Origin of the sequence: Paenibacillus mucilaginosus 3016 (assembly GCF_000250655.1) — a bacterium.
Taxonomy (GTDB): domain Bacteria; phylum Bacillota; class Bacilli; order Paenibacillales; family NBRC-103111; genus Paenibacillus_G; species Paenibacillus_G mucilaginosus.
The window spans coordinates 5,064,834-5,078,884 of record NC_016935.1; the positions used below are offsets into that span (position 1 = coordinate 5,064,834).

The 14,051-nt window shown below is 64.5% G+C and carries 4 protein-coding genes; all 4 read right to left on the reverse strand.

The window, feature by feature from the left end; genetic code table 11:
• Positions 1–14: 14 nt before the first annotated feature.
• From PM3016_RS21005 to PM3016_RS21020, 4 genes are read right to left on the reverse strand one after another with little or no spacing between them, the layout of a single operon-like run.
• Entirely contained in the window at positions 15–4,682 is a 4,668-nt protein-coding gene (locus tag PM3016_RS21005) for a non-ribosomal peptide synthetase (protein WP_014370842.1), read from the reverse strand.
• Positions 4,666–5,928, reverse strand: coding sequence for a MupA/Atu3671 family FMN-dependent luciferase-like monooxygenase (locus PM3016_RS21010; protein ID WP_014370843.1), 1,263 nt, complete (start codon positions 5,926–5,928; stop codon positions 4,666–4,668). Before PM3016_RS21010 ends, PM3016_RS21005 begins: the two co-directional genes overlap by 17 nt.
• A 21-nt stretch (positions 5,929–5,949) precedes the next feature.
• On the reverse strand, positions 5,950–10,629 hold the full coding sequence (locus PM3016_RS21015; RefSeq protein ID WP_014370844.1) for a type I polyketide synthase: 4,680 nt from the start codon (positions 10,627–10,629) through the stop codon (positions 5,950–5,952).
• Complete coding sequence (locus PM3016_RS21020) at positions 10,626–13,946, reverse strand: non-ribosomal peptide synthetase (protein WP_014370845.1); 3,321 nt, start codon at positions 13,944–13,946, stop codon at positions 10,626–10,628. The genes PM3016_RS21015 and PM3016_RS21020 overlap by 4 nt, the downstream gene beginning before the upstream one ends.
• Positions 13,947–14,051: the final 105 nt, after the last annotated feature.

Sequence of the window (14,051 nt, forward strand, 5' to 3'; positions counted from 1 at the left end):
CCGCCTGTGAATCATTATTCAATGGATTCGACAAGATCATAGAGCCCGTCCAGTTCTTCCAGCGACAGGGAGCCGTAGCCCAGATCGCTCGGCGTCTCCTCGCTGTGCGATTGCGCGGAGCAGTGGCGGATGACCGCCAGCAGGTTCGTTCTCAGCTTCTCCAGCAGCGCTGCGACCGTCTCTTCCTTGTGGATCCGGCGGTTGTAATCCATAAGCAGGTGCAGGCAGCCTTCCCGCACATAAGCGGTGATGAGCACAACGGCCGTCCGTTCGCACTCCAGCGAAGTGAGCCGGCCGGTTGGATACGCCGATGCCCCGAAGTGCTCCCGCTGCAGGTCCCGGTCAATCTGGCCCAGGTAATTGAAGCCGATCTCGGGCCGGAGCCGGCACTGCAGTCCTTCCTTGAGCTCCTCGGGGGTCAAATATTTCAGAATCCCGTAGCCGACGCCGCCCCGCGGAATCTGCCGCAGCTGCTCTTTGACCGACCGGATGCTGTAAGACAGATCATCTTCCCGGCTGATCTCGAGAACCACGGGATACTGTGAGGTGAACCAGCCGACCGTCCGGTTCACGTTGACGCCCTTGATGATCGGCTCCCGGCCGTGCCCTTCCATCCCCAGCATTATCCGGTCAGATGCAGTCCATTCCTTGAGGGTGAGTCCGGCGGCTGTCAGCAGAATGTCGTTGATCTCCGTCTTGTAGGCATGGTGAACGCCCTTCAGCAGAGCCTCGGTCTCTTCTCCTGTCAGCCGGACGCTGAGCGTGCGCTCATCGACGGCCAGATTCTCGATGCCTGTATAATCCGAAGGAATCGGCTCGCAGGGAGCGTCCTCCACCGATTTCCAATAAGGAATCTGTCTCAGCAGCTCACTGCTTCTCGCATACTTCTGCAGCTCCCGGGCCCAGCGCTGGTAGGAATCGCTCTTGGAGGGCAGCCGGATCTCCCGGCCCTCTGCCGCCTGTCCGTAGGCCGCATCCAAATCCTCGAGCAGAATCCGCCAGGAGACCCAGTCCATGACGAGGTGATGGGCCACGAACAGGAGATGATCCCCGTCTTCCGCACGGAACAGCGCCGCCTTCCATAAGGAGCCGTGCTCCAGCTGCATGCTTTCGTGCAGGCGGTTGGCATGGACCGCCAGCTCCTGCTCGGGGGGCAGGTTGCCGAGCAGCCGGATGACATGAAGCTCCGGCTCCCAGTCCTCCACCGGCCGGTTGTACAACCCCGCCGCTCCCCTGTTCCACTTCGACAGGACCGTACAGCGCAGGATGTCGTGGTGCTCGGCGAGCTTGCTCATCGCCTGCCGGAGGGCGTACTCATCGAATCCGTCCGCACGGCGGATGATGACCGCCTGATTCCAGTGGTCCGGATCAGTGAACGCTTCCTCGAAGAACCAGCTTGTGATCGGCGTCTCCGCGATCTCGCCCGTAACGGGAAGCTGATCGGCGTAAGAAGTGACGGGCTGGATATGGGCCATGAGATCTTTGAGCACCGGATGGATGAAAAGCTGCTTCATGTCGATCTCCCACCCCGACTTGTACAGGCGGGAAGCGATGCCGATCGCCATGATCGAGTCGCCCCCGAGCGAGAAGAAGTTGTCGTGGAGGCCGACGTCCGGCGCACCCAGCACCTCTTCCCAGATGGAGGCGATGAGCTTCTCAAGCTCGCTTTCGGGCGGAACGTACGCCGCCGCACTGCGGTCATGCACTGCCGGCTCTGGCAGCTTCTTCAGGTCCAGCTTGCCGCTGGTGGTCAGCGGGAACTGCTCCACCCGGAGATAATGGGCCGGAATCATGTAGGAGGGCAGCCGCTCAAACAGGAGCGCACGGAGCTCCTCGCTGTCGATCTCCGCTTCAGAAGTATAGTACGCACACAGCCCTTGACCGCCCAAGGACCGCCGGTAAGGGGCCACGGCAGCCTTGATGACGCGGGGATGCTGCTGCAGCATCCATTCGATCTCGCCCCGCTCCACCCGGATGCCGTTGATCTTCAGCTGGTCGTCCCTCCGGCCAAGGTAGGCGATCGTGCCGTCCGGCAGCCATTTGGCATAGTCGCCGGTGCGGTACAGCCGGCCGTCACCGAACGGGTCTGCGGTGAACCGCTTGGAGGTCTCCTCCTCAAGCCCCAAATACCCGCGGGCGAGATTCGCTCCGCCGACATACAGCTCGCCCCTGACGCCGACGGGTACGGGCTGCATCTGTGCGTCGAGAATGTACACCTGCGTATTGGCGATCGGCGTACCGATGCAGTGAAGCTTGCCGTCCGGCGTGAATTCATGGGCCGTCACGAACACGGCCGTTTCGGTCGGTCCGTAGATATTGATCATCCGTCTGCCGTCCCGCAGCCATCCGTTCACATCGAAGGAAATCACTTCGCCTCCGGTAACCACCGTACGCAGTGACGCCGGCAGCTCCTCCGGCTTCAGGGTGGATAAGATCGGCGGTGTCAGCAGCACCGTGGTCACCCGGTGCCGCTCAAGCAGCCCCCTCAGCGCTTCTCCCCCTGCGCGGGCTTCCGGGGAGACGAGACACAGCGCAGCGCCGGTGGAGAGCGGGCAGAACATCTCGAGGACCGACGCATCGAAGGTCGGTGAGGCGAACTGCAGCATCACGCCTTCCTGAGCACCTTTCAAGCCGAACAGCCCCATCGCTTCTTGGACCGCATTGCAGATGCTGCCGTGCTCCATGGCCACTCCCTTCGGGGCACCCGTCGAGCCGGATGTATACAGCACGTACGCCAGTGAGCTGCTCTCCGAGGCGGATGGCAGGCTGCCGCCCTCCTCGGCGTCAACCGAAGACCAGGAGTCATCCAGCTCCAGAACGAAGCTGAGGCTGGGATGAGTGAGCCTTACTGCGTCGTCGGTCACCGCATACCGCATCCCCGACCCGCTGACAATTCCCGTGATCCGCTCCTGCGGAAAAGCCGGGTCCATCGCGACATACGCGCCGCCGGCCTTCAGAATGCCGAGGATGGCGGCGATCATCTGCGGAGACCGCTCCACGAGCAGGCCGACCAGGGTCTCGGCGCCGACGCCCGACCGCTTCAGGAGGTGAGCCACCTGGTTGGCCCGCCGGTTCAGCTCCGCATAGGTCAGCGAGACCTCCCCATCGATGACGGCGGTGCGGTCCGGATATAGCGCCGCCTGCTCTTCGAACCAGTGGTGCAGGCAGACCGCTGCTGCCGGCCCGCATTCCTTGCGCTGCCGGCGTTCCGTCAGCTCCCGCAGCTCCTCCTCGCCCAGCATAGCCAGCTCACAGAGCGGCCGCTCCGGATGCTCTGCGATGCTCCGCAGCAGGCGGTCCCAATGAGCCGCCATCCGTTCGAAGGTCTCTTTGCGGAACAGATCCCGCGAATATTCCAGGAAGCCTTCGAGCCCATGCTCCGTCTCCGACAGTCCGATCGTCACATCATATTTGGCCGTCTCCCCGTCGATCATCTCCGTGCTGACCTCAAGACCGGGGAGCGTGAATTTCTCTTCCGGCACGTCCACGTAGACGAACACCGCCTGCACCAGCGGATTGCGGCTCGGATCGGCGGGAATGCGCAGCTCATCGAGCAGCAGCCCGACCGGCATATCCCCATGCTTGTACACGGCCAGCGCCGTCTCCCGCACGCTGCGGAGCAGCTCCAGGAAGCTCATGCGCCCGTCCATCCGGCTGCGCAGGGTGCCCATCGTCAGGAAGTACCCCATCACCCTCTCGAGCTCCACCCGGGAACGGTTCGCGAGCGGCGTGCCGACGAGAATATCGTCCTGGCCTGTGTACCGGAAGAGAAGCGTCTGGAAGGCGGCCATCAGGATCATGAAGGCGGTGGCGTTCTCCCCCTTGGCGATCCCCTTCAGCCGGTTCAAGACCTCAAGGGGCGTGCGCAGGAACACCCGGGCTCCCCGGTACGTCATGGCCGGCGGCCGCGGAAAGTCCGTCTCGATGTCCAGGATCGTATCGCAGTCCTTCAGCTGCTCCTTCCAGAAGCCCAGGAGCCGCTCCCGGTTCTCTCCCTGCAGGTACTCCCGCTGCCACTCCGCGTAATCCGCATACTGGACCGGCAGCTCGGGCAGCTCAGCGGTCCGCCCTTCCAGGGCCGCCTTGTAGTGGACCATCAGCTCCTCGAAGAAGATGCTGAAGGTGATCCGGTCTATGACGATGTGATGAATGGTAAGCGCCAGCATGGCTTCCGTATCCGAGAGGATAAAGAGCTTGAAGCGGATCAGCGGTCCTTTCTCAAGATCGAACAGCTGCTGCACTTCCTCCCGGAGCCCTTCCTGCGCACGCGCCTCCCTCTCTTCCGCCGGATAGGGGGAGAGATCCACCACCGGGACGGTGACCTGCAGTTCAGGGAGCACCCGCTGCAGCGGATCCACCCGGTCGAAGACCGTCCGCCACGCTTCATGACGCCGGACAATCTCGTTGATTCCCTGCTCGAGGGCCCACAGGTGGAGTGTCCCCTTCAGACGTGCGGCTCCGTACACATTGTAGGTAAACGACTCGGGATGCATCCGGTTGAAAAACCACAGCCGCTCCTGGTCAAACGACAGCGGGCTGGGCCGGTTATGATGGCGTCTCGGAATGGCAGGCTGCACTTCGGGAAGCCTGGCGGCGTCAAGCCGCTGCTCCTTCAGCTTCCGTTCGAATAAGGCCCGGTGCTCCGGCGACAGCTCCTTGATCCGGTCATGAATCGATTTCATCCTGTACCCTCGTCTCCTTTATCGAAAATTGCTCCTTCAGTCCGTTCAAAAGCTCCAGGCTCTCGCGGACAGCGTCGTGATCCACCCCAAAGTCGATCAGGCATGCGATCTCATTGACGCCGATATCCCTCAGTGTCTCCACCAGCTTCGCGCACTTGTCCGGGGTGCCCAGCAGCCCGCTTTCCTCGTAATACAGCTCGAACGCCCGGGAGACGATCACCTCCAGGTCCGCCTCCGACATGGCCGCGTAATCGTTCAGGATGTTCCGCTGCTGGCTGATGAACGTCTTGAGATAGGCCTTCAGCGGAGCGGCCACCTTGCCCTTGACCGCTTCATTGCTCTCCCCGAGGCAGGTATGCAGCATGAGCGCGACCTTCTTTGAAGCCGGATCATAGCCGGATTCGCGGAGCGTCTCGCGGTACATCGCAATCTTCTCTTCGAGCTCGGCGAACTTGCTGCCGGTGATCCCGGTCAGGATGTGGGCCCCGATCCGGCCCGCCTCCCGGTACGTCTCCGTGCTGCCGTTGGTCGCAATCCACACATCCAGCGGGGCGCGGACCGGCCTCGGCAGCGTCCGCACCGCATGAACCGTGCCGGCCGCATCGGGATACTCCAGCGTCTCGCCGTTCCACAGGCGCCGGACCTCGCCGATCGCCCGGAACATCTCCCGCTTGCGGTCCGCGTAGTATTCGGGCGTCTGCACGGGGGCGAGCAGGAAGTCCGCCGGGTGCCACCCCGCCGCGAAGGCGACGGAGACCCGGCCGCCGGACAGATTGTCGACGACGGCCCATTCCTCCGTGAACCGGATGGGGTGGTGGAGCGGCAGCACGACGCTGCCGGCCCGGATCTCCACCCTGCGGGTCAGCACCGCCAGGGCCGCACTAAGCACCGACGGATTCGGGTACAGCCCGCCGAAATCCTCGAAGTGCCGCTCGGGCGTCCACACGGCGGCAAACCCGTGCTCATCCGCGTAAGCTGCGCTCTCAAGCAGCAGCCGGTACTTCTGCCCCTCTTCCGTAGATCCGTCGCCGGAGAAGAAGAACAGACTGAAGTCCATCGTCTCCTCCCTCCGGCTCCGCTTCGGCACGAAGGCCGATTCCTCTCCCGTCGTGCGGCTCCCTTGGCTGGACTGCCGCCGGTCATCCAGCGGCACGGCATCCAGTCCCTGCTCCTTGAACTTACGGGCGAGCAGCTCGCGCTGCGCGGGCGACAATGCCGCCCATCTGTCCTGCAGGCTGCCGGTCATAGTGTCTCCCCTCCTTGTGAATTAGGCTTTCTCCAGCTCCTGCATCAGCTCTTCCTGTGACATCGCTTCGACTTCCCTCAGCAGGCGTTCAATCTCCTCCAGCTGCTCCCGGTCCGCCTGCGTCGATGCAACCGCCTCGGCGAGCTCGGCGATCGTCGGCGACTGGAACAGAATGTCCATGGGGATACCGCCGTGGAAGGTCTGCCGCAGCCGCGCCACGAGCTGGATTGAGTGCAGGGAATTGCCTCCCAGCTCGAAGAAGTTCTGATAAATCCCGATGCCGCTGACGCCGAACATGGCCTCCCACATCCCGGCGAGCGTTCTCTCCACCTCATTCCTTGGCGCGGTCCGTTCGGCGGGGCCGCCCGGATATGGGGCGGCGGGACTAACTGTTCCGTCCGATTCGTGCAGGGATGCCCAGGAATGTCTCGCCTTCTCCAAATCCTGCGTGGATACAACCGCCTGGGGCAGACCGGAAGCGGCGAGCCCTTCAATGACCGGAACCCCTTCCCCTGCGGAGAGCCCGTAGGCGGTCTGCAGGTTCTCCAGCTTCTCCCGGATGCCCTGCGGAATGCCGGTCATCCGCTCCAGCCAGACATCCTCCTGCCACATGCTCCAGCTGATGGAAACCACGGGCACACCGGCGGCCGACTCGGCCCTCGCCCAGGCATCCAGGAAGGAGCCGTAGGCGCACAAGTCCAGCTGCCCGATGCCTCCCGTGACCGAGATCGTCCGCGAGAAGAGCACCATGAACCCGGCCCGATCCCGCAGCAGCGATGAAAGCACCGTCAAGCCGAGCACATGTGGAGCCAAGGTCTCTCCCGTCCGCGCGGGGTCCTTCCACTGGATCAGGCCGGAGCTGTAGGGCTCGGATGCGAACAGCACGCCGTCCATGCGCCCGAACCTGGCTTCCGCCTGCTGCAGGACGAGCGCCGTTTGGTGCTCATCCGTCAGATCCGGGGAAGCATACAGGATACGGGAGCCGGACGCTTCCAAGGCGCGGATACGGGTGATGGTGTCCCTGGTGCCGGCAGGGACCGATGCGTCCTCCAGGCATGCATCCCATGCTTCCGGCGGCGGAAAGGACGGGTCGCCGAGCAGGATGAAGGAGGCCTGGACTTCCCGGGCAACCGCTTCACAGACCGGCAGTCCCATGCCTCCCGCCGCCCCGGTAACCAGATAGACGCCTCCGCTGCGGAATATTCCCCTGCGCTCTCCTATTCCGGGAAGTCTCACTTCCTCATGGGAAGGGGTATAGCGGAAGGGGCCCCGGTAAGCCGTCACGAAGTCGGAAGCATCCGCGCCGATCTCATTGGCCAGCCGCCCAAGAAGCATCCGCCCTCGGGCGCTTTCCTGGTAATGGGAGCCGGCTGCCCCGCCGGACTCGACATCGATCACCCGGGTGCGGAGGTGCCCGTACTCCTGCGGCATCACCCGCAGAGCACCCAGCAGCGTGGCCCGCTCGGGGAGGAAGACGGGCTCGTGGGCCACCTGCAGCAGCCGGGATGTCACCGCGATGAGCTCCACCGGCTGACCGGCCTCCTGCATTCCCAGTGCCTGCGCCAGAGAGATCAGGCTGTACAGCCCGCTGCGCTGGGCTGCCTGGTAATCTTCCTGCAGGGTGCGTGTACCCTGCTCGGAATGAACATCCGTGTTCCAGAGGTGGACGATCTTGTCCGGCAGCCTTCCGAAGGCCGCGCGGATACCGCGCAGGAGCTCTTCATACGCCTGCGGTCCGTCCGACGCAAGCACGAATGGGCCATCCCGGCCTACTTCCTGTGCGTGTCCTTCTCCACTCAGGACCATGACGACTTCGCCCCCCCGGCGGACGAGCTCCTCCCGAAGCGCGCCGGCAAGTCCGCCCTGATCGGCGAACAGCAGATAGAGCGGCAGCGGCTCGGTCTCACCCGCGGCTTTGCCTGCTGTCTCTCCGACTGGAAGCGGGGTCATCTTCCAGACCGGTGCGTAGAACCATTCCTCCATCGGTCTACGGCCTGCCCCCGCCGCCTTGGCCGCTGTCCCCGCCGTTTCCCTCTTCGGGAGGTAGTAGGTCTGGCGCTCGAACGGATAAGTGGGCAGGGGAACCCGGCGGCCCGGCCGGTCGCGGTAGAGTGCGGCGGGGTCTGCTGCGCCCGCACACCACAGCGCGCCGACCGCCTGCAGCAGGCTCTCGTAAGCCGATCCGCCCGATCCCGCTGAGGGCAGCGCAGCATAAACCCCGGCATGCCGCCCGGCTTCGGGGCTGCCGAGCGTTCCCTTGACCATCGAGGCCAGCGCCTGCCCGGGGCCGACCTCGAGGTACACCGCCCGATCCAGCCTGGCGGCAAGGGATTGAATGCCCTCTGCGAAGCGTACGGCTCTGCGCAGGTGCATGACCCAATACTGCGGGTCCACGGCATCCTCCGGCGCGATCCAGGTTCCCGTGACATTGGAGATGTAGGGCACCCGGGGGGCTTCCATACGGATGCCCCTCATCACTTCGGCGAAGGCTTCCAGGCAGCCCTCCATCATATGCGAATGGAAGGCATGGGAAGTCTGCAGCCGCTTGAAGGCGATCCCTTGCGCATTCAAGCTGGCCTCCAGGCGTTCGATCTCCTCCATGGTACCGGCCGCCACGCAGGAATCCGGCACATTCACCGCTGCGACAGAGATCCATACCCCTGCGGAAGCGGCCGCAGCCAAGAGCTTCTGCTCGGGCAGCTGAACGGCGGTCATCGCTCCCTTCTCCAGCTCCTGCATGAGCTGTGCCCGGCGGCATACCGCCTTCATGGCATCCTCGAGTGACATAACCCCCGCGAGGCAGGCGGCTGTGAACTCCCCGATGCTGTGTCCGATCATCGCCTCCGCCCCGATGCCCCAGGCCTCCAGCTGCTTTGCCAGCGCCCACTCCACGGAGAACAGCGCGGGCTGAGCGTGGACGGTCTGACGCAGCTCCGCTGCGGCCAGGTCCTCCCTCCCCGCCTCCGGGAACAGCAGCCGGCGGACATCCGTGCCGGTGTGGCGCACCGCCAGCTCCGCACAGCGGTCCAGGTGGCTCCGGTATACCGGAGCATGGCGGTACAGGTCCGCTCCCATGCCGGGATGCTGGCTGCCCTGGCCGGAGAAGAGGAAGATGACCCCCTCAGTCATACCGGCTGCCTCCTCCTTCCTGCCGATCCCGGCCGGAGAAGAAGTCATGACACGGCCGCCAAGCCGGGCCAGAAGCTCCTCCCGCGTCGAAGCGGTGACGGCGAGGCGCTGCCCGAAGGCCTCCCTTCCGGCGGCCAGCGTATACGCGATGTCGGACAGCTCCGCTTCCCGGTCATGCTCCAGGAAAGCGATCAGGTCCCGCGTTCTTTGGAGAAGCCCCTCATCGGTCCGTGCCGACAGCACGAACAGATGCGGCTCGGCCGCGGAATCCTCATGGGCCGCTCTGCCGGCTGCCGGCGCCTCCTCCAGAATCACATGCGCGTTCGTTCCGCCCATGCCGAACGAGCTGACACCGGCGCGGAGCGGGTATCCCTGGGCCGGCAGCCAAGGCCGCAGCTCGCTGTTCACATAAAAGGGGGAACCCGCAAGATCGATCTCCGGGTTCGCCTCCCGGAAGTGCAGGCTCGGCGGCAACATCCGGTGCTTCAGACACAGCACGGTCTTGATCAGCCCCGCGATCCCGGCCGCACTGTCGAGGTGGCCGAGGTTCGTCTTCACCGAACCCAAAGCGCAGTACTGGCGCTGATCCGTGTCAAAGCGGTAAGCGTCGGTCAAGGCGGCGACCTCGATCGGATCGCCGAGAACGGTGCCTGTCCCGTGTGCTTCGACATAGGTGACGGTGGACGCATCCACCTCGGCCACCTGCAGGGCCTCCCGGATCACCTCGCTCTGCATACCGACGCTCGGCGCCGTGTAGCCGATTTTGTGCGCTCCGTCGTTATTGACCGCCGTTCCCCGGATGACGGCCAGCACCGTATCCCCGTCGCTCAGCGCGTCCTCCAGGCGCTTCAGCAGCACGGCTCCCCCGCCGTTGCCAACCACCGTTCCCCGGGCCTGCGCGTCGAACGCCCGGCAGTGTCCGTCCGGCGACAGAATGCCGCCTTCCTGGTAGTCGAAGCCTTCCGTCTGGTCGGCTTTCACGGATACCCCGCCCGCCAGCGCCATGTCGCATTCATGGGTCAATAGGGCCTGGCAGGCCAGATGGACGGCGACCAGCGAGGAGGAGCAGGCCGTCTGCACGGCGATGCTCGGCCCCCTCAGGTTCAGCTTGTACGATACCCGGGTCGTCAGGAAGTCCGGGCCGCTGCCGATCGCACTCTGGAACGCGCCCAGCGCTTCGACGATCTCCGGATGGCTCTCCACATGCTTCAGGTAACCGGACTGCCCGCTGCCCGCATACACGCCGACTCTGCCCGTACAGCGGACCGGCGGATAACCGGCCGCTTCCATTGCCTCGTATGCGCATTCGAGAAATACCCGGTGCTGCGGGTCCGTCACCTCCGCCTCTCGCGGAGACATGCCGAAGAATGCGGCATCGAATTCAGCCGCCTGCTCAAGCAGGCCGGCGGCATGAACGCGCCCTTCCTGCGGCTCTTTGAAGAACGTGACGGACTCCCGGCCGCCCGCCAGACGGTCCCAGAACTGTTCCAGGGTCGATGCCCCCGGGAACCGCCCGGCCGCCCCGATAATGGCCACGCCGTGTACGGCCGGCTCTTTGTGCTCTTCGGTCATTGTTCTCTTCCCTTCCTTCGCAGTCGTTTCTGTCGTTCCAATTCGGCTCTCCGGTTCCCGCCGGGCACCTCAGCCGTGCGGCCAGCTCCCGGCCCGACCGGCTCCCGGTCTTCCACGGTCTTCGGGCTGTGCTTCTCCAGACCCTCCAGATGCCGGGCCAGGCTCCGGATCGTGGGACAGCGGAACAGGTCCGTTACGGAGAGGGACACCCCCCACCTCTCCCGGATTCGTCTGTGCACATGGAGCAGCCGGAACGAATCCCCTCCCAGGTCAAAAAAAGGGTCCGTCGGCGTCACCGTACCGCATCCGAGCGCTTCGATCCAGATTTCCGTCAGGGCCGCCTCGGTGGTGCCGCCCGCTGCCGTCTGCGCAGCCGCTGTCGTCGCCACCTCCCGGCGGACCAGGGTATGGAGCCGACGGCGGTCCACTTTGCCGCCGGCGGTCAAGGGCAGCTCCTCCACCTCCAGGAAGCGGTGGGGCACCATGTGGCGGGGAAGCTTGTCCCCCAGCCAGCTCCTCAGCTCTTCCGGATGCGGCTGCTCTCCGCCCCCGGCCCTCACGATGAAAGCGGCCAGAGCCGGACCGGCCCCCTGTCCTTCCTCCAGGACGGTCACGCAGGCCTGCAGGACACCGGGATGCGCGTTCAGCACGGCCTCGACCTCCTCCAGCTCGATCCGATGCCCCCGGAGCTTGACCTGGTGATCTTTGCGGCCGCAGTATTCGATACAGCCGTCGGGAGCGTACCTGGCCCGGTCTCCTGTCCGGTAGACTCTTACGGTCCCCCCGTATGGCTCCCCCAGATCGACATGCACGAACCGTCCGGCGGTAAGCTCCGGCCGGTTCCGGTACCCCCGCGCCAGAGCCGGCCCGCCGATATACAGCTCTCCGGTGATTCCCGGCGGGACCGGCTGCATATTCTCGTCGAGCAGGTAGATCTGCGACCTGCCGAACGGTCTGCCGATGTGGAGAGGCCGGTCCGCCGCATACTCCTGGTACGTCGCCCAGACGGAGGCTTCCGTCGGGCCGTAGCCGTTGATCAGCCTCCGGCCCTTGCCCCAGGCCGCCGCCACCTCGGCGGGGCACGCTTCCCCGGCCGTCACCACGGTATGCAGGCCTGCGATGCTCTCCCGCCAGCCCGGCTCCATCGCCAGCTGGGCCAGGACGGAGGGCGTCAAGCAGGCGGTGTTCACTCCTTTGCTCCGAATCACCTGCAGCAGCGGTTCTCCGGGCAGCAGCGCTTCCCGGGGCTCCACCACAAGCGCGCCCCCGTAACAGAGTACCGGCAGGATCTCGGCAACGGACGCGTCGAAGGAGCTGGAGGCGAACTGCAGCATTCTGGTCGCTTCCGATAACCCCATCACACGGCCCTCCGCTGCGATCAGGTGGGCCAGTCCGCGGTGCTCGATCTCGACTCCCTTGGGCTGTCCGGTCGTTCCGGAGGTATAGATGACATAGGCAAGCGACTCGGGTGCCGGCTCGGGCAGATGGCTGTCCGCACTGGCATCCATGCCGCTGCGCATTCCTTCCAGCGTCCCTATTCGGACACGATCCCCTAATGCGGGCTCCCCGTTCGAGGCCATGCGCTGAAGCGTCTTCTCATCCGACAGCAGCCATCCTGCGCCGGAATCCTCCAGCATATACCGGATGCGCTCCGGGGGATAATCCGGATCGACCGGCAGGTAAGCGCCGCCGGCCGTCATGACGGCGAGCATCGCGGTGATGAGCTCTGCGCCCCGGGGGAGCAGCAGGGCCACCACGTCCTCCGTCTCGAGTCCGTCTCCCTTCAGTCTCTGCGCCAGAAGCTCCGAACGGCCGGCCAGCCCGCGGTAGCTCAGCCGCTCTGAGCCCCATTCCACTGCCGGAGCATCCGGTGTACGCCGCGCTTGTTCCCGGAACAGGCCGACGACCGTGCTGCCGGACGGGAGGTCTTCCTCCGCCTCGTTGAATCCGATCAGGATGCGGCGCTTCTCCTCTCCGGACAAGAGAGGGAGCTCCGCCAGCGTCCGGGACGGTTCCGCCGCCGCCGTTTCCAGCAGCCTCACGAAACGGGTGCCCCAGTCGGCCATCTCCTCATCCCGGAACGTGGAGAGCTTGTATTCCAGGGTCAGTCCGTAGGTCGACAGATCCCTGTAATCTTTGACATGTACGACCAGCTCCTCATCGATCATTCCGCTGAAGAGAGGCTCCATATCGAAGGGCGCCCCCTCCGCCATACCGCTGTCCATCACCTGAAACTCGATACCTGCCTGGTAGAGCTTCAGCAGCTGCGGATGCTGCTCCCTCAGCTTTGCGATGAGGTGGTTAAAAGGATACTTCTGATGACGCAGCAGCCGGTTGTAATACCTGGAAATCCCGCTGCAGTGCTCGGCGAAGGGGGATCCGGGATCCAGCAGATGCCGGATCGCCAGGGTATTGGCGAACATGCCGTAGGTAAGTTTGTCCGTCGGATGGGTCCGGTTCGAAGTGATGCTGCCGAGAGTGATATCCCTCTGCCCCGTCAGGCGGTACAGCCAGGCATAAGCCCCGGCAAGGAAGAAATGATACGGCGTAACCCCGGCTGCGCTGCAGAACCGGTCGATCTGCGCCCTCAGGCCGGGACCGATCACCGTCTCCCACCGGCCGCTCTGCAGAGTACGGCTTCCCAGTTCGGGCACGGCGAACAAGGGCTCGGACAGATCTTCGAACTGTTCCCCCCAGAAGCGGGCGTCCTGCTCATACCTCGGGGAAGCAAGGTAATTTCTCTCCCGCTCCGCCGCTTCGGCGAAGGTCGGCTTCCCTTCGGATGGCACATAGGAGCCCTGCTCCAGCTTCGCATATATCCCGGCGATCTCCCGCCCGGCATGGATCAGTGCGGCCCCATCCGCATGAAGATGATGGGCTTTGATGTACAGCCAGGTCTGCGCGTGATCCAGCTCCAGAATCGTGAAGCGGGTCAGGACGCCGGAGCCCATGTCCAAGAGCTCCTGCATGTCCCGGGCGATCCATTCCCGGGCAGCCCACTCCCAGGCTCTGCCGGACGGATCGGCTTCTCCGAAGGCAAGGACCGGCACGACCGCTTCCGTATCCAGAGGGGAATACTCTGAGGGCCGGACGGGTTCTTCCTGCGGCCGAGCCATAACCGGCAGCCGGACGGATTCGTTCTCGCGAAGGAAGATCAGGACGGCTTCCCTGAGGCGGTCCGTCTGTAAAGGAATCCTCCATTTCAGCGCCAGTCCGATGTTCATCAGGCACGAGTCGGGATGCAGCTGCTGCATGAACCATACGCGCTGCTGCGCGTTCGTAAGCGAATACATTTCCGTTAGGACGGTGGTACTCATATAGTCCTCCCTGAGCTTTCCTTGAGCTATCCGTTAGAATGGTATGGGTCAACGGGTCTTGTGGAAGGCAGGCTGCGATGGGTGAGATTCTTGCGGGGAAATTCT

Bases quoted from the DNA above. Each gene is read 5' to 3' on its own strand.
- PM3016_RS21005 (WP_014370842.1), bottom strand. From the start codon at position 4,682: ATGAAATCGATTCATGACCGGATCAAGGAGCTGTCGCCGGAGCACCGG.
- PM3016_RS21010 (WP_014370843.1), bottom strand. From the start codon at position 5,928: ATGACCGGCAGCCTGCAGGACAGATGGGCGGCATTGTCGCCCGCGCAG.
- PM3016_RS21015 (WP_014370844.1), bottom strand. From the start codon at position 10,629: ATGACCGAAGAGCACAAAGAGCCGGCCGTACACGGCGTGGCCATTATC.
- PM3016_RS21020 (WP_014370845.1), bottom strand. From the start codon at position 13,946: ATGAGTACCACCGTCCTAACGGAAATGTATTCGCTTACGAACGCGCAG.